The organism is Bacillus sp. RB3 (assembly GCF_030164735.1).
GTDB lineage: Bacteria > Bacillota > Bacilli > Bacillales > Bacillaceae_G > Bacillus_A > Bacillus_A cereus.
Window position 1 is genome coordinate 224,824 of sequence record NZ_JASNGE010000002.1, and the last position, 16,499, is coordinate 241,322.

A 16,499-nucleotide genomic window follows, 5' to 3' on the forward strand; every position below is an offset into this window, starting at 1 on the left:
AGGGATTAATAGACAAAGCAGCAATGGTAATCTGAAATACAAAGCAAAATAATAATAACCTGAATATAAAAGCCATAGATTAATCGATATGGGGTGAGTACGATGAAGAAAATAATTGTTTTACTCATTGGTATAGTTTTAATTATTTTTGCTTTTTATCAATACAACAAAAAAGACTATGCAGCTAAAAGTACTAACTTGTATGTAGAAAACTTTAAAGGGGAAAATGATTCAATAAAAATACAATCTGCTATTAATAAAGCAGAGTCTAGTAAAATTAAAACTGTATTGCTTGATGATAAAAAGTATAAAATCACGTCACCAATCATTGTTAAAAAAGGTGTGAAATTATTATTTGGTTATGGATCCCAATTTGTAGTTGAGGGAAACTTTAGAGTTTTAGAACTAGAGAAAAACGCATCCATTGAAGGAGCGTATATAACTATTGACGATCCTAAATTTAACTCTGAAGTTATTTATTTAGACGGTAAAAATAAATATTATAACACTTGGAACAAAACACAAATAAAAGATATAAATATTATCAATTGGACGGAAACGAATAAAGGTACCGGAATTTCTTTATACTCTGCTGGAAAAGAAAATGAAATTTCGTTTGTTTACTTCGAAAATATTAAAGTTGTAGGAATGGAAACTGGACTGAAATTAGTAGCGAAAAAACCGAGCACCGGACAAGCTTGGATAAATGCCAATCGTTTTATGAACTTTTCTTTAGAAGACTGTGTAAATATGATTTATATGGATAGTCAAGTAACTACGCCAAATGAAATTAGTGGGAATCAATTTACAAACCTTCAAATACAGCCTTCAAATAAAACAAAAAGCATTATACAGGTAAGTGGTCAACATAATGAATTTCATGGGATGGTGTGGGATTTAAATAAAATAAAACATGAAAACGAACTCATTGAACTGACTGATAAGAGTATGAATACAGTGGTTGAAATGTCCAGTGTACCAGCAAATAGAGTATTAGATAGTGGGAGATCCAATATAGTGAAATAAGTTTAAATACAGAAAAAAGAGCGAATTCTTTATAAGAGGATTCGCTCTTTTTATATTTTAAAATTAAATTTCCTTCCACCAAGCGGATAAAGGATAGTCTGTAGATTTTAACGTAATAGATTCGCCAATTTGTGGCGTTGTAATTTTAACTCCTAAACGGTTAGCTTCTTTCGTAACACGTTCTATCGGGTCACTCCATCCGTGTAATGCTAACGTAAAAGCACCCCAATGAATCGGAAGAAGTAATTCTCCTTTAACATCAATATGAGCTTGTACCGTTTCTTCAGGCAACATATGACAGACCACCTCGGATCATATTGCCCGCATTCCATTAATGTAAGATCGAATGGACCGTATTTATCACCAATTTCCTTAAAGTGAGGGGCATAACCGCTATCACCACTAAAGAAAATTTTAGTCTCTTGACCAAGAATAAGCCATGAACACCATAATGAACGATCTCTATCTGTCATACCACGTCCAGAGAAATGCCTTGCAGGCGCACATACTAACTTAATATTATCAAACGTAATTTCGTCCCACCAATTATGCTCACTAATTTTACTAGGTGAAACACCCCATTTAATAAGATATTGTGCAACTCCAGTTGGAACATAAAAGTGTTTTGCGCGATTTTTTAACTGCATAATACTTTTGTAATTCAAATGATCATAGTGATTATGAGAAATGATAATCGCATCAATTTCTTGAAGGTCATCACGTTCTAAAGAAAAAGCACCACTATAACGCTTACTATTAAACAAGGGAAATGGGGAAGAGGCATCTCCAAACATCGGGTCTAATAACAGTTTTTTACCTTCTATTTTCAAAAGAGAAGCAGAATGGCCAAACCATGTAACACTCTCTAACGCTTCATTATCTTTATTTGATAAAACAACAGGCAAATCCTTTATAGGACGCAGCTTTGATTTCATTTTAAAGTAATCCGTCATTAAACTTATAATATCTTTCGGTTTAAAACTCATATCAGTATGAATTTGGTTTGTATATTTCTTATTCATTCGTTCTCCTTTTTACGATTAACAATATACGTATGTTGTTATTGTAGCTATTTGTAGTTTAAACTATATTATTTTACCTTTCATCTAAAATGCCTTGTATTTCATAAATCCGTCAAATTCATTATTTGTATCTATAAAGTACAAATCGCATAGCTGCAGCTAAGACAAATATTAAGTACATGTAAATTGTTTTTATTTAGTAAATTCCTTCTTATACGCAACAAAGAACGTATGTTTCATTGTATGTTATAGAAGAAAATATGTCTCTAATAAAAGAAAGGAAGGAGAGGATGTAAGTGCACATAGAGCGAAAAAAGAAATCAAAATGTAAACTATCAAAATCTGAGATAACGCAGCTATATGCAGAGGGGAAAAGCACCTCAGAGATTGCTACACTTGCTAATGTGTCTGCAAGGTATATTCGTATGGTTTTATCAGACAGCAACGTACCAAGGCGCGCTATAGGGAGTTGGAAGAGAAAGTATGACATAACAGAAGATTATTTTAAAACGTGGTCAAACAATATGGCTTATATTTTAGGGTTTATAGCAGCAGATGGTGTTATACAGAAAGAAAATCAATGTGTCAGTATATCTCAAAAAGAAAATTACATTTTAGAAGATATAAAAAAAGAACTAAAAACAAACCAGCCACTTTATCAAAACAAAAAAACAGGCGTATATATGCTAAATATTAATAGCAAAACAATAAAAGACGACCTTATGAACATGCACGGAATTATGCCATGTAAATCATTTAACATCGAATTTCCTTTTGTACCAGAAGAATATTTGCATCACTTTGTTCGTGGGTATTTTGATGGGGATGGTCATGTTAATTCTCATAAATACTTTGTTAGCTTTGTTGGAGGATCATATAATTTTATGAATTCTTTTAAAGATATCCTTGAGAATAATAAATTACAATTAAGTTTTGTTGACAAAGAAAAACAATATCGTATTTACCTAAGTGGTAAAAATAATGTTAATAAATTTTCACAGTGGATTTATAAAAATAAAGGTTTGCATTTAAAGCGTAAATACAATATTTTTCAAGAAAAAGAATAATTGTAATGATGATCGAATAATTCACAAACAAGTTCAATTATAAAATTAAAATTCACGATAAATTATTAATTAAAATCAAAGTAATTCCTAAAGCAAACAAATTATAAATATAGTTTAGTCAATTTCAAAGCAACTTGTTTAAATTTAATAATTAAACAAGTTGCTTTTTATTATGTTTTATTAATTATTATTTATACTAATCCAGCATCAACGAACTTTTCATTAATAAATAAAGAAAAGGGAAGTATACCAAACTAAACTAACTTATAATAAGTTTATTATTTTTTACTAGTAGACATAATATATATTATAGGAAGTTATAGAAACAAAGCGATATCGGGTATCAAAAACCAAGTAAACTATACTTAATGAGACGAAACAGAGATTTTTAGTGAGATTTACACAAAATCTTATCTAAACGAATTTCTACAGTTTTTATCATTTATTTTGCTATAAATCCATCACAGCAAATTCAAATCAATAATCAATTAAGAATTATCGAATCAAAAACATTTTTGATTGGCAAGAAATTTTTTATACAGAAAAATTATTTCTATACAAAATATAAATTATTATATTCATTTTATGTTTTACTTTATGAATTTGTTGCTATTTACACACGTTTTATAACTTTAGATTATTTGTTGTTATTTCTGTTATTTAGGCTTGACTTTCATTACACTCATTGTTTCTTATCCTAGTTAACATAACGCTTATTTTTAACATAAAAAAATCCTCCTCACCTTCAGGAAGATTTTTTGTTTGCTATTATTTTATTTATATCCTCTAGTAACAATCCCAATTGTAAATGACATTGGAAAAATCTAGATTTAACAGCTCTTCCTTACGTATAAAGAAATTAGCAACCCCAGAATCGCCCCACATAATATTTAATGAATCGTCTGTATCAATTTGCAGCAATAATATGTCATGTTGCTGGTATTTTTCTTCCCATTCTCTCGGATCTGTCTGTGTGAAAAATGGATATCCACCAATTTTATGTCCTTGATCTTTACATAAATCATCATACAGTTCGCCTAATTCTGTATTATTTTCTTCATCAACAATTTCTTCCCAATCAATGTTATCACTAAAAATCATTTCAAATCGATAATTTCTTGGTGTTACTGGTTGATAAGCTAACTCAAAATTCAGTTTTGCTGCTTCAGGTATGATAAAGTCCTCTAATTCTAAGGTGTTTAAATAACTAAAATCAGTAATAACCTTATTTAAATCTTCTATAATTGTAGAATGATAAATAATTCGAAAGTCTTTTTGGATTGTTGGATGATCAAAATCTGCTCCGTAAAGCTCATCATCAGCACTTACGAAAAACTGTAACATTCCCTTTTGAGGCATATATTCAACATGCGGAATTTCTTCAAAGTTTAACTGCGCAAGTAACATCATAGGTAGTCCGTTTGAATCTTTAGGATGCTCTTGATCTATAGGTAAATACGGATAACCACCAAACTTACTTTCAAAAAGCGTTGTCTCTGCTAATGTTCCAGACACATTAATATACGGTTTTACACTTTCTTCTAAAATACTACGATACTGTTCTAGCTCTTTCGGAATTTGAAGTTGATACGTATTCTTCATCACATTTGCCTCCCTTTAGTAATGAATTGAAAATGCCTTACTTAATTATATAGCAAGAAATAGCTTCGTGAAAAATTGTTAAAAGTCCGTTTTCACCCTCGTTTTTTGCGCACTTGGTGGACGAAGTAAATTATGTTCTAAAACCTTTTTATTAATAGTTCGAATTAAATCCGCTGCTTCTGCCGTATTTGTATTTTCTTTTAGTCTTTCTTTTAAATCGTCAATTTCTTTTGAAAGCTCAATCCACCTAGGCAAAACATGATTATTTGCTAAAGTTCTATAAAGTTGCTTTTCAGGATTGTAAGAAAGATCTTTATCGAGATTAAGAGGTTTACCTTTACCAGATAAATTATCAAAAGCTCCTTTCTGTTCTGCTTGTTTAACGATAGAACTAATATGATCCTCATACGTATACGACCAAACTTTCTCATCTTTTACTAAAATCTCTTGCTTTTTTAGTTTTTTATCTAGCTCTTCTTGATTCATAGCTTCTCTCTCCTTTTTATTTTATAGTATGCGTTTTGTAAGTTTTAAAGCTTTCAAGCCGTCAAATAACTTTTCTCGCCACCAAATACCGTCATGACCGCCTTGAAACTCTCCATAAGTAATTTGGTATTCCTTTTCTTTTAAAGCTTTATACAGACGTCTATTAGCCGTTAAAAGAGGTTTGTTTTCAAGTTCTCCTACTGCTATGTAAGAATAGAGATGAGTCGCATTAGAATCTATTGATTAAATTTGATTTTCAATCCAAGGAATTGCATTTTCATAATCATCTTTTTTCCAATGTACGGATCCAGACATTGACAACACATTTCCGAAAACATGTGGATTTTGAAGTGCTGCATAAAAAGCTGCTAAGCCACCAAGACTGAAACCAGCAATTGTTGTATGTTTTGCTTCTTGATGCACACGATATTTAGTTTGAATCCATGGAAGTAATTCCTTTGTTAAAAATGAATTCATTTTATCGTTATAAGTTAGCTCTTCTAATCGATCGACAGGATCTATAGCAACAGCAATACAAGATGGGATTTCATTTTTGTAAATTAAATAATTAAGTGTTTTTGCGATTGGAAGGTTATGAATGAATTCCCATCAAATACAATGAGAAGTTCTTGAAGATGTGAAGTGTGAGAATAATCATGAGGCGTATAAATATGAATTTTACGTGTGTTATTTAAAATCGAACTATAAAAAGAATATGTTTCAATCTTTCCGGATGGATAATCATTTGAAGGAAAACGACTGCTATACTGCACGTCCATACCTATTTTTAACACAGACGCTTTATTGGTACCTTCTCCATCACCTCTCTTTCTCCTTTGTAGTATTCTATATGTAGTTTTTTCATTAGAATCCCTATATAAAAGTAGTCGTAAGTTATGTGTTTAGAGAAGTTATTGATTAGAAAGATGATCAATTGCTTGAATAGAAAGTTCCAATGATTTTATTCTTCTTTCTAACAGTGTTCTTTGAGGACTCCCAAGCTTTGACTTAACATAAATCTTTTCAATTGATGGCAACAAACCAATTAGAACATTTCGAGCGTCTGCTAAATCCTCTTGGGTGTAATGATGGGTTTCTTGATTCCAAATACTTTCTAACATAGCTAAGCCGATACTAGCTGCTTTGAGTCTTTTTTTCACTAATGTAGTATTTGCACCTTTTTGAGTCATCTGAGATAGTGCATTTTCAAGTTTACGGATTGTTGACTGTAAAGACTGTATAGATTCTACTTTATCTACATTTGATACGTTTTCCATATTAAACCTGTCCCTTCTTCGTTTCTAAATTAGTTTTCTTGATATTTGATAATACCATTTAGAAGCGAATTTTACTTGAAATATTTGAGTTGGACATGAATTGAAAGGAAAACAGCTAACAAGCTTCTATCTCCTCCCTCTTACATATTCTATATGTACTTCTTTTTTCTCGTTAAAATACCTACATGGACAAGGTGTTAATATTGTATATTTTATGAACAAAAAACGTACAAGCAGCATCACTTGTACGTTTTAATTTTTATTCAGTAAGATAATAAAGTAATAGCTTACGGGTCTTTTCATAATTCATGAAATCTCTATATAAAATGGGATAATTCATAATCTCTGTTTCTAGAAAACGATATTGCGGAAACCACTCAAAAAACGATTTTCTTAGCCACTTAATTTGATTAAACACAATCTCCTGTTCATTATTATTAAGCACGTAACTTAAAGTACCTGCTGTATGCATCCAATAATAATTTAAATCAGCGCTTATACAATCATCTTCTGTAAACGTATTATTAAAATCTTTTCTTATTTTTCGAATGTCACAATTCGGAAACGGTTTATACAGTGGACTAGGCATGTTCTGCAATTCATTAAAAATAACCTTTTTACCTACCACCCCTTTATTTCTCTAGCCAATTTAATAAGTTTTCATAATGATATTGAGCATCGATATACCCAAGATTATATAAATTAACGAGCTTTTCCTTATTTCTTTCTATTCCGCTTATAGGAAGCTGTACACTTGGTTGAATTACATAAAAATTATCTTTTTGTTCTTCTTGATTCATATAAGATATCGTCTCGTTATAAAAACGATAATGGTCTACTAAATTCTCTGCGATTTTCGGATATTTTCTATATAGAATTTTAGCTAGACCAGAAAATTTATTTCGCTGCTTCTCGTATCCTTCTGGCTTTGTCATAATTACAACGTTCTTTTCATAACCATCAGTTTGAGCTTTTAAAACTGGTATAGGATCTATAATTCCTCCATCTAGTAATTTTCGATTATCATATTCTACAGCAGGTGCTATAAACGGCACAGAGCTGGATGCACGGATGATTTTTAAAATATCATTTCCATGTTCTGTTTTATTATAATAAACAGCTTGTCCTGATTCGCAATCAGTCGTCCCTATAACAAATTGTTCATTACAGTTTAAGAAAGTTTGAAAATCAAATGGAACAATTTTATTAGGTACTTCATCAAATAAAAAGTCCATTCCAAATAATTCACGTTTTCGAATTAAATTTCGATAAGATATATACCTGTAATCTGATACTAGCTCTGTATTTACTTTCTTATTTCTCCCTTGTTGACGCGACAAATAGGTTGCTCCCATACAGGCTCCAGCTGATACGCCGACTACATATGGAAAGAATAAGTTCTTTTCCATGAAATATTCGAGTACACCTGCAGTATATAAACCTTTCATTCCTCCGCCCTCTAATACTAAACCGATATTCTTCATTCTATATCCCTCTGCTTCTTTTTTCTTAATTTCATATTAGCATAAGATTTTAAGATGAGGTTATATAAACTAATTACAACAATAACCAGAAACTACTAAAGTAATGTGATAATATCTTTGTGAGTAACATGTTACAATATAAGTAATTCATTCCACATATATTAAAGGAGGAATTTAATATGGGTTTATTTAGCGGTATTTTAGGAAATGCATCAAATACGAGTTCTGAAAGTGTAGAACGTGATTTAGAGAAGATTATGCTAGACGATGAAAAAGTAGAGCATGCTTATAAATTAATTCGTGATCTAATCGTATTTACAAATCGTCGTCTTATATTAGTAGATAAACAAGGAGTAACTGGCAAAAAAACAGAATACCATTCTATTCCTTATAAAAGTATTACACAATATAGCATCGAAACGGCTGGGCATTTTGATTTAGATGCAGAACTTAAAATTTGGGTGTCTAGTATGGAGGAACCAATTACGAAAGAATTTAAAGGTGACGATAGTATTTTAAGCATTCAAAAAGCGCTAGTAACCTTTACGACAAAGTAGTGGTTTTTGTATCTTTATTCATTTTCGAAATTACTAACCCGAGTATTTTGGAAGAACATACATTATTTTTGTATATTTAATCTAAAATAACATAAAAAGGTAAAGCGTATTTTAAATGCTTTACCTTTCTTTTTTGTAATAAACAAGTGTAGTTTTATCATTTAATTTCTTTATTACTTCTGTTCTTTTATACCCCATTTTCTCGTATAGAAAACAATTTCTTTCTTCTTCTAAAATCTTCTAAAATCGTAGCAAGTTCAAAACTTCGTGCTTCTGGAAACATTTCTTCAATTAAAATAAGTACCTTCTGAGCAATTCCTTTCCCTTGATAGATTGGATGAATAAACATTGGACTAATCCAAAATTTATAAGGTAGTTCTTTTGCGGATATACATATCGCTCCAACAAGTTTCGAATCTATTATCACCTTATAAAAATTACTGCTGGGATTATTTATTCTAAAAATAGTTTTTTCAATAGTTTCATTTGCTGGATTTGTTTCATAGTCTTTATATTTATGTAATAAAGAGCTAAATGAGTCTATTTGCATTTGAAATATAACTTCTGCATCAGTTTCTGTCACCTTTTCTAATATAATCTCCATGTTACCAATTTAGACGCTTTCTTAAAGAAGTAATATGAGCGGTATGGTGACGACCATGCCATGCATATAGTCCTATTGCAACAGCAAGTTTTGTTTCACCAGTTTCAGGATGGTTAAATGTCTTTTCTAAATCTTCAATTTCTAGAGAATATAAAAGATTAACCCATCTTTTATCTAATGAATCTAGCATTACTAGTGAAACATCTACCGGTAATTTTGAATCAGGTAACTCTGCCCATTTCTCTTCTTTATACGGCTTAATAGTTGGATTCTTTTCTGTCAGTGCTAATTTAAAGCGTATGTAGCTATTCATATGGCTATCAACGACGTGATGAACTACTTGACGTACAGTCCAACCTCCAACGCGATATGGTGTATCTAACTGCTTCTGATCTAAATCTTTAATTGCCCTTGTTAGTTCATTAGGTAAATCTTCAATTTCTTGAATCCATGTATCAATCATTTCTTCAGTTATAGGACGTTTGTATGTAAATTGGCCAATTGGATAACGTAAATCATTCATGAATAAGTCCTCCTTATTATAAGTGTGAAGTATTTCTCCAAATATAGTGTACAAACTTCACATGTTCTCCATTTAATTCTGTAGATGTTATATCTGATTCGTTTTGATAAGAAGAAAATCCGCTTTTTTCTAGTACAATTTGTGATGCGAGATTATTAGTCGTTGTTTTAGCATAAACTTCAGTAATTTCATTATTTTCCGCTACATCTAAAATTAATTTTACGGCTGCTGTTGCAACTCCTTTTTTAGTAAATTTTTCTCCGACACGATACCCGAGCGAACTAATTCGAGTTTCCGTATCTATATCTACTAAATTGATTCGCCCTACAATTTCTTTTTCTTCATTACGAATTAAATAAAAATAAGAATCTCCATCTGCCTGTTCTATTAATAAATCGTCTAGTAGTTTTTGGAAATATTCAAATTCAAAATATTTCGAGCCACGATTTGGTACCATTGTTTCAAAAAAAGATTTATTTGTAAGTTCAAACGTAAATAAATCCTTAGCATCTTGTTTCTTTAGTTGCTCTATGTATATTTCCATTCCATATTCTCCTTCTTGATTTACTAACTGTTATACATTCTTTTTTAATCAATTATATTCCTGCTATTTCTTTCGATTAAGTAATACAGATAGTAGCACTTTCGGATGAAAGAGATGAAATGGACTACGAATTAAATTCATCACTCGTACTAACCGAATATAAACATCAGAATTACTTGCGGATAGTCGATATATTTGCTTCGTATACCATAGTTGAAATTTTTGTTTTGTAGTTAATTCTCTCTTTAGCTGCGGGTGACGTGATATTTCTGTTGTTGTCATATCCCAAGGGGTTTCTATTATAGTAGCTGCCTTTTTATAAAATTGTTGTGTAAATGTTTTATCAAGTTGTTTTCTATCTTGCAAAAGTAATTGCAATTGGTAAGCCTCCATAGCAGCAACTGATACGCCTTGGCCGAAAACGGGATCAAAACGACATTGCGCATCTCCAATAACTAATAATCCTTCTGGTACATTATTCACTAAATCAAATCGCCGGCGTACTTGATAAGGAATTTTGTATGTCTTTATATCAGTAATTCCCTCAGCCTTATTTAAGAAGTCTGTAACATTAGAAATTGATAGATTTTCAGCAAAATCATAAAACTCATCACCTGTTTGTGGTGCTTTCTCATTTGCGTATCCACTAAAAGTAACAAAATAACGATTATCTTCTATCGTTTGAATAAGAACGCCATAAGGGTTATCAGGGAAACTAGGAGACATTAGCATATTACAACAGTCTAACTCCTCATTTTCTTTAAGTTTGAACATTTTCGTTGCGTAAAATAAATCAATACGAACTTTCTCTTCTTGTACTTTAATTTCGTATTCTCGTAGCCACTCTATACTTTTCGAGCCAAATCCACTCGCATCAACTACAAGATCCGCATGAACTTCTTCTTGTGTATTTGTCTCTAAATATTTAACTTTTACTCCACACACTTTGTTAAGCTTTGCATCTACCAATAACCCTTTAACCAATGTTTCATATTTAATAGTAATATTTGAAATTTGATGTATTCGTTTTTGAATATGCCATTCTAGCAAAGGACGACTTTGTTGAATCATATGTACTTCCCCTATGAACGGTTGTTTCCATAGACCGAATTGATGCCATTTCAAATCACGCGTAAAGTTGTTTATAATACTACCCGCTTCTATTAATTCGTTCGTAATATTAGGAAACAATTCTTCAATTGCGTTTTCTCCACCTTTTAATAACACGTGAGGATGATTACTTTGTGGAACTCTTTTTCTCAAAGACTTTCCATCCCATCTTTCACCAGCTTCTATAATGATTACTTCTTTAAAAGAAGTTGATAATGCTTTTGCTGCAAACTTTCCTGCCATACTTCCACCAATAACGATAGCCTTATTAAACATATTTTCCCCCTTAATAAAAAGAGATCCTGCCTTGTATGAATGAAACAGGATCTTAAACTAATTAACTTCTTTATCATTATACTTAAAATACATCAGTAAATTGCAACATTAAAATTAAAATACCTAATCCCCATACGTAATACGCGAATACTTTTAAGGAGTGACGTTTTAAATATTGAATCATCCATGAAACGGCTATGTATCCAAAAAACGCTGCTGATAACGTTCCGACAATTAAAGATGTACTAGAAATAGATTCTGCTTTCCCTTGAAAAACGTCTACAAATTGCAAAATGATAGCTCCAACGATGGCTGGTGTCGATAGTAAAAAAGAAAAGTACGCAGCAGTTTCACGGTCTAATTTTCTCCATAATGCAGCGACAATTGTCATTCCAGAACGGGAAATGGCTGGAAAAATAGCAGCAGCTTGAAATGAACCGATAATTAATGCGTCTTTATATGTTATGTCATCCATTTTTTTACGACCATTCTTTTGTTTATCTGCCATGTAGAGAAAGAATCCGGTCACTAAAAACTCCCAACCGATCGTGATTCCTGTTTTTGAAATATCTTCAAAGAAGTCTTTAAACAATAAACCAATTACAACTGCGGGTATTGTCCCAACGATAAGTAATAACATGAGCTTTGAAAATGGGTTTTTAATTAAATATATAAATTCTTTTTTGTAATAAATAAAAACCGCAAGTAAAGTCCCAATATGCAGCATCGTATCTAAAAATAAGCCAGCCTCATCTAATCGGAACAAATGCCTTCCTAAATAAAGATGTCCGGTACTACTGATTGGTAAAAATTCTGTTAAACCTTGAATTATACCTAGTATGAAAGCTTCTAACCAATTCATGATGGTCTCCTTTCTCTTTTGCTTGTACCAATATATGAGGGTTAAATTTTCGATATGAAAAAAACTATATTTCTCTATGAATTTACTTTTTATTTATGGATATATATGTAAAGAGGGTTATTATGTGGAAGCACACAAAATTCGGTAATGTATTACTTTGGGTGGGCCCTATCCTTGTATTTTTAGGACTATGTATGACAAATGTTATTTCAGATATTCCTTTCTTTGAGGGAAAACATAAAACGGTTGGTATTGTACTTATATTTATAGGTGTAATCTGTTTTGTTGCTGCTAATCATTTGAAAAAAGGAGAAAGATATGAAGAATAAATTTAAATAAAAAACAATCCTTGCATATTAGCTAGGATTGTTTTTTATTAATGTTGATTATTTGTAGAATACTTTATCAACGTTATATTTCGCTTTGTATTCATTAATGATATATGTTTCGTAAATTTCTCTTTCTGTTGGATCTTCTACGATACATGCATCAATGCGGTATACTTCATCACGGTGATTTTTAATTGGTGAAACATTATCTTCAAAATGCTTCTTAATACGTTGTCTAATTTTACGAGCTTTACCTACGAAAAGAAGTTCGTCATTAATATTGTAAAACATAAAAATGCCGCCTTTATCTCTAGGGAACAAGTGGAAATCGATAAATCCATTAATTGGAGTAATGATTGGCTCGTCTCCTTTAATAACTTGTTTACGTTCAGTAATTGAAACATCAGCTTCAGGAATATTAATTTTAATCAAGTTCATTCACGTCCTCTTTTATTATAAAGATAAATAATAGCATACATAAGTAAGAAAAGCTATGTTCAGAGGTATATTTCATTTTATAATTCAAATATTATAGGTGTATCATGTAAACTTTTCTTCCAAATCATATGATCACTGGATTCTCCCCAGTAATCTTTCAATACATGGCTAGGTTTTCCAAACTTTTTCATCCATATACTTTGCGCATTTTTATATCCACTATCTAAACAATATTCTGTTATCCCTCTGCTAAGTAATGTAAGAAACATTGTATGTAGTAATAAACTCCCTATTCCCTTTCTCTGATACTCCGGAAGTATGAATACAGTTCCTATTTCATACAAATTTTTAAGTACACCACCTGTACAACTATTAATCAATGTACTTGCTGGACCGATTTCGATTGTTCCAATGATTTTATCGTTACTTGTATCAATTGCTAATAAAAAGTAACGACTTTCTCCGTTACTATCAAAGTCACTTTTCAAATACTGCTTTTTTGAGTTAATTTCATTTTCTATGTCATCTAATAATTGTGACAATCCTTCATCTTTGTATGTATTCGTAATAACTATACGGAAAAATAAATATAGTTCATCTACATCATTCAAATTCGGTCTTCTAACTGCAACGTTAGTCATGAATTCAATCTCCAATCCTCATTATGCCATTGTCAATACAACACTTTATATAATCTATTCATCATTATTCTGCAAAAACCTGCATAAATCCAACAGTATAGAAAGCTCATTATAAATATTGATAAAATAATTTTTATATCCATAGTTGTATGAACAGCAGGACCAAGTACCGGAAAGTGGAAAACATCGAGAACGATCATAATACCTATAAGTAGACAAGTTGCTGAAAAAGAAACAATCCAAATTCTCCTCTTTAATTTTAAAAAGGATACTCCTAAGGCTAGACCTAATAAGCCTGTAGTAAAAGGAAAGACAATTAGTTCACTGGGCTCAATAATAAATAATAGAAAAATAGTAAGAATATAAGAAAGTATTCCCTCACGAATAGAATAGAAAATAGCAAAAAAAATCGGTAATGTCGAAAATGGACTAATGAGCAAACCTATACCAGGAACTAAGTTCCCAGCTGCTTGAAACATGGTGGCCAATGCACTCATCAAAGCTGTAAGTACTAACTTATTCGCAAGGGACAATTTTCTTTTATGAACAAAGCTCGTATCATGTTCTATCATCAGTTGATACCAATAACGTACAAACCAATTCATTAAAATACCCCCTAAAGATACCACATTCATTACTTTCTATATTATTCATACACTTATGGTTTATGAGTTGCTTTCTACTAGTTATAAATCACTATATAATAGATACTTATAGATTGAAGATTTTTAGGGGGACAAGTCAAGTTGTGCGTTTTGGAAGCAGAATAAACTCTTTATGTTTTTAAACTGAGAATTTATATCGTATCAAGGAATAATTTCAAAAATGGTACCTTTGTTAAAATCAGTTACTTTCATAGAACTGTAAACTCCTAAATATAATTTAGTTTGATCCGAATTTGTTCCTAAACTCATATAATAAGCTGGTTGCGTACCAAAATCATAATTGGTTTCAATAGCATAAAAGTCAGCATGTTTACCGTCTGTACCTGCTCTAGTATAGGCTAAAACACCCTTAACTGGAGACTGAGATTCTCCTTTCTTGGCAAGGTCAGTAAAAACAACGCTACCTGTTAAATTTGGAATTGCATTTCCCATATATGGCTGAACTCCTGTAAGTGAAGTTCCTCCAAACTTATCTGTTCTAGAATCTTTATGAAAATAACTAAGTAGAGGCAGAATACGCTTCACTGAAGTTTGTATTGTTTCATCATAATAAACCATTGTTCTCTCATCCAAAGTCTGATTCTCAGAACAATGTCGTATAAAAGAAGTAGGCAAATCCCCTTCCCATCCTCGCCACCCAAAATTGATAAACCCATCTTGATTGGGAGTTAACCTCATAAAATGCATTTGAACAAGTTCTGTTACCGGTATAGGTTTATATTGAACAAATGAAAAAATAGACTCTACAATATCTTGTCCGACATTTCCGGCGTATTTGATATATTGATTATAAAACCTTTGAAATGAAATGCCGGTTATATTACGTACTCCTTTTGCAATTACTGTAAGTGTTTCTTGTATAGATAAAGGAAGTTCATTAAAGCGTGTAACTACAGGAGGGTTATTTATAAATGTATTTTTACTTACATCGATTTCAATTATTTTTCCTGCTATTTCTAAATCATCTTGGCTTAAATTAAATGGATCATAACCTGATCCGCCATCTCCATTTGTAAAAACAAGTTTTCCAGTCTCAGGTGAAAAGTTTAAACTATTGACTCCGTTATGATTAAAAAATGGTCTTCTTACATTCAGTAATGTTCGTCGTTTTTGAGCTTGACCATTAGATTGTAAAGTCCATTCTTCCACTGTATCAATGTGATCATATTGCGTATTTCTATTAAACCACTTTAAATTTAACGTTTTAGGGTCACAAGGATTCGGTTTAAATTGCTCAGAAAATGCACCTGGCCCTTGAGTTCCAGCTACTGAATAATGAAGATAAAATAACCCATTTTGATAAAATTGTGGATGGAACGCAAGTCCAAGCAATCCGCGTTCATCATAACCGCTACTAGAAACACCTTCTTCAAATGTACCTAATTTAATAATTAGGTGACGAATATCTAAAAATGTCTTTATAACTCCGTCCCCTATGTAAAAAATCTCCCCTAATTGAGTTGCGATAAATAGTCTTTCGGTCGATTCACCTGGAAGTATCGTTGTTTTCAATACAGTTGGTAAATTTACGTTATGAACAATGGGTCGTAAACTAACTTTAACTTTTGTCAATTAACTGTACACCCCTTTTTCTTCTTTTTTATAGAAGAATATGATTAGAGTAGTTCTGTTAGTATCAAATAAGTCGCATTCCTTTTTATTACAATTTTGTATATAATATAATTATAAATAATCTGGGGGACGAACTATGATAATCGTACTACAAATCATCTTACCACTGATTTTCACAGTCTATTTATTTACCCTCTATCGTAAAGGGACGTATGGATCAGCTTCATTTCTTTTAGCAGTCATGATAGGAATTTTCGGTTTAGAGAATATTTTTCAACATGCTAGTCTAACAGATCATGCTATTTATCCATATGGGGGCAGTTTGAAGGCTGTTGTTATCGTTTTATCAGTCGTATTTCTATTTAAAAAAGGTGGTTTAACAGGAAAATATTGATTTTTAATGCGTTACATATT

The 16,499-nt window shown here is 31.4% G+C and carries 18 protein-coding genes and 3 pseudogenes; 5 read left to right on the top strand and 16 right to left on the bottom strand.

Annotated features, from left to right (window positions below):
- The first annotated feature begins 102 nt into the window (after positions 1-102).
- Positions 103-1,026, top strand: coding sequence for a hypothetical protein (locus tag QO049_RS04020; protein ID WP_246963021.1), 924 nt, complete (start codon positions 103-105; stop codon positions 1,024-1,026).
- 63 nt (positions 1,027-1,089) lie between these two features.
- On the opposite strand, the pseudogene QO049_RS04025 reads toward QO049_RS04020, so the two are convergent.
- Positions 1,090-2,048, bottom strand: a pseudogene (locus QO049_RS04025) (MBL fold metallo-hydrolase).
- A 296-nt stretch (positions 2,049-2,344) separates the two neighbouring features.
- Here QO049_RS04025 and QO049_RS04030 point away from each other — a divergent pair.
- Positions 2,345-3,115: an LAGLIDADG family homing endonuclease gene (locus QO049_RS04030; protein ID WP_246963023.1), complete on the top strand. Its 771-nt coding sequence runs from the start codon at positions 2,345-2,347 to the stop codon at positions 3,113-3,115.
- A gap of 786 nt (positions 3,116-3,901) precedes the next feature.
- Here the strand turns inward: QO049_RS04030 and QO049_RS04035 are convergent.
- From QO049_RS04035 to QO049_RS04060, 6 genes and pseudogenes are all read right to left on the bottom strand, one after another.
- Positions 3,902-4,717 carry a YwqG family protein gene (locus QO049_RS04035; RefSeq protein ID WP_284489174.1) on the bottom strand — a complete coding sequence of 272 codons (816 nt, stop codon included), beginning with the start codon at positions 4,715-4,717 and terminating at the stop codon, positions 3,902-3,904.
- Between the two features lie 78 nt (positions 4,718-4,795).
- Complete coding sequence (locus tag QO049_RS04040) at positions 4,796-5,203, bottom strand: DnaJ family domain-containing protein (RefSeq protein ID WP_284489175.1); 408 nt, start codon at positions 5,201-5,203, stop codon at positions 4,796-4,798.
- A 21-nt stretch (positions 5,204-5,224) separates the two neighbouring features.
- Positions 5,225-6,021 (bottom strand): annotated as a pseudogene (locus QO049_RS04045) (alpha/beta hydrolase); the annotation flags it as partial.
- A gap of 93 nt (positions 6,022-6,114) precedes the next feature.
- Positions 6,115-6,480: a hypothetical protein gene (locus tag QO049_RS04050; protein WP_000432685.1), complete on the bottom strand. Its 366-nt coding sequence runs from the start codon at positions 6,478-6,480 to the stop codon at positions 6,115-6,117.
- A 259-nt stretch (positions 6,481-6,739) separates the two neighbouring features.
- On the bottom strand, positions 6,740-7,108 hold the full coding sequence (locus QO049_RS04055) for a YxiJ-like family protein (RefSeq protein WP_074644332.1): 369 nt from the start codon (positions 7,106-7,108) through the stop codon (positions 6,740-6,742).
- Between the two features lie 4 nt (positions 7,109-7,112).
- A complete protein-coding gene (locus QO049_RS04060) occupies positions 7,113-7,964 on the bottom strand; it encodes a patatin-like phospholipase family protein (protein ID WP_000789291.1) in 852 nt (283 codons plus the stop codon).
- Between the two features lie 179 nt (positions 7,965-8,143).
- Here QO049_RS04060 and QO049_RS04065 point away from each other — a divergent pair, with 179 nt between their 5' ends.
- The gene (locus QO049_RS04065) at positions 8,144-8,521 is read left to right on the top strand and encodes a PH domain-containing protein (RefSeq protein ID WP_000522476.1); all 378 of its coding nucleotides are present in this window, start codon (positions 8,144-8,146) and stop codon (positions 8,519-8,521) included.
- Between the two features lie 120 nt (positions 8,522-8,641).
- Here QO049_RS04065 and QO049_RS04070 read toward each other — a convergent pair.
- The 5 genes and pseudogenes from QO049_RS04070 to QO049_RS04090 all read right to left on the bottom strand — a co-directional run bounded on the left by QO049_RS04070 (position 8,642) and on the right by QO049_RS04090 (position 12,440).
- Positions 8,642-9,125: pseudogene (locus QO049_RS04070) on the bottom strand (GNAT family N-acetyltransferase).
- A 1-nt stretch (position 9,126) separates the two neighbouring features.
- A complete protein-coding gene (locus tag QO049_RS04075) occupies positions 9,127-9,648 on the bottom strand; it encodes a YfiT family bacillithiol transferase (RefSeq protein WP_284489176.1) in 522 nt (173 codons plus the stop codon).
- Between the two features lie 16 nt (positions 9,649-9,664).
- Complete coding sequence (locus QO049_RS04080) at positions 9,665-10,192, bottom strand: GNAT family N-acetyltransferase (protein ID WP_284489177.1); 528 nt, start codon at positions 10,190-10,192, stop codon at positions 9,665-9,667.
- A gap of 63 nt (positions 10,193-10,255) precedes the next feature.
- The gene (locus QO049_RS04085; RefSeq protein WP_284489178.1) at positions 10,256-11,578 is read right to left on the bottom strand and encodes an FAD-dependent oxidoreductase; all 1,323 of its coding nucleotides are present in this window, start codon (positions 11,576-11,578) and stop codon (positions 10,256-10,258) included.
- A gap of 82 nt (positions 11,579-11,660) precedes the next feature.
- Positions 11,661-12,440, bottom strand: coding sequence for an undecaprenyl-diphosphate phosphatase (locus tag QO049_RS04090; RefSeq protein ID WP_001104298.1), 780 nt, complete (start codon positions 12,438-12,440; stop codon positions 11,661-11,663).
- A 122-nt stretch (positions 12,441-12,562) separates the two neighbouring features.
- On the opposite strand from QO049_RS04090, the gene QO049_RS04095 reads away from it, so the two are divergent.
- Complete coding sequence (locus QO049_RS04095) at positions 12,563-12,769, top strand: hypothetical protein (RefSeq protein WP_000265477.1); 207 nt, start codon at positions 12,563-12,565, stop codon at positions 12,767-12,769.
- Positions 12,770-12,826: 57 nt separating this feature from the next.
- Here the strand turns inward: QO049_RS04095 and QO049_RS04100 are convergent, their stop codons facing one another.
- The 4 genes from QO049_RS04100 to QO049_RS04115 form a co-directional block, all read right to left on the bottom strand.
- Positions 12,827-13,207 carry a nucleotide excision repair endonuclease gene (locus tag QO049_RS04100; protein ID WP_001048941.1) on the bottom strand — a complete coding sequence of 127 codons (381 nt, stop codon included), beginning with the start codon at positions 13,205-13,207 and terminating at the stop codon, positions 12,827-12,829.
- Positions 13,208-13,284: 77 nt separating this feature from the next.
- Positions 13,285-13,848: a GNAT family N-acetyltransferase gene (locus QO049_RS04105; protein ID WP_284489179.1), complete on the bottom strand. Its 564-nt coding sequence runs from the start codon at positions 13,846-13,848 to the stop codon at positions 13,285-13,287.
- A 32-nt stretch (positions 13,849-13,880) separates the two neighbouring features.
- On the bottom strand, positions 13,881-14,453 hold the full coding sequence (locus QO049_RS04110) for a YybS family protein (RefSeq protein ID WP_001103993.1): 573 nt from the start codon (positions 14,451-14,453) through the stop codon (positions 13,881-13,883).
- Positions 14,454-14,654: 201 nt separating this feature from the next.
- Positions 14,655-16,085, bottom strand: coding sequence for a PQQ-dependent sugar dehydrogenase (locus tag QO049_RS04115; RefSeq protein WP_000170000.1), 1,431 nt, complete (start codon positions 16,083-16,085; stop codon positions 14,655-14,657).
- Positions 16,086-16,221: 136 nt separating this feature from the next.
- Between QO049_RS04115 and QO049_RS04120 the strand changes: the two genes are divergently transcribed.
- Positions 16,222-16,479: a hypothetical protein gene (locus QO049_RS04120; RefSeq protein WP_098281313.1), complete on the top strand. Its 258-nt coding sequence runs from the start codon at positions 16,222-16,224 to the stop codon at positions 16,477-16,479.
- The last annotated feature ends 20 nt before the right edge of the window (positions 16,480-16,499 follow it).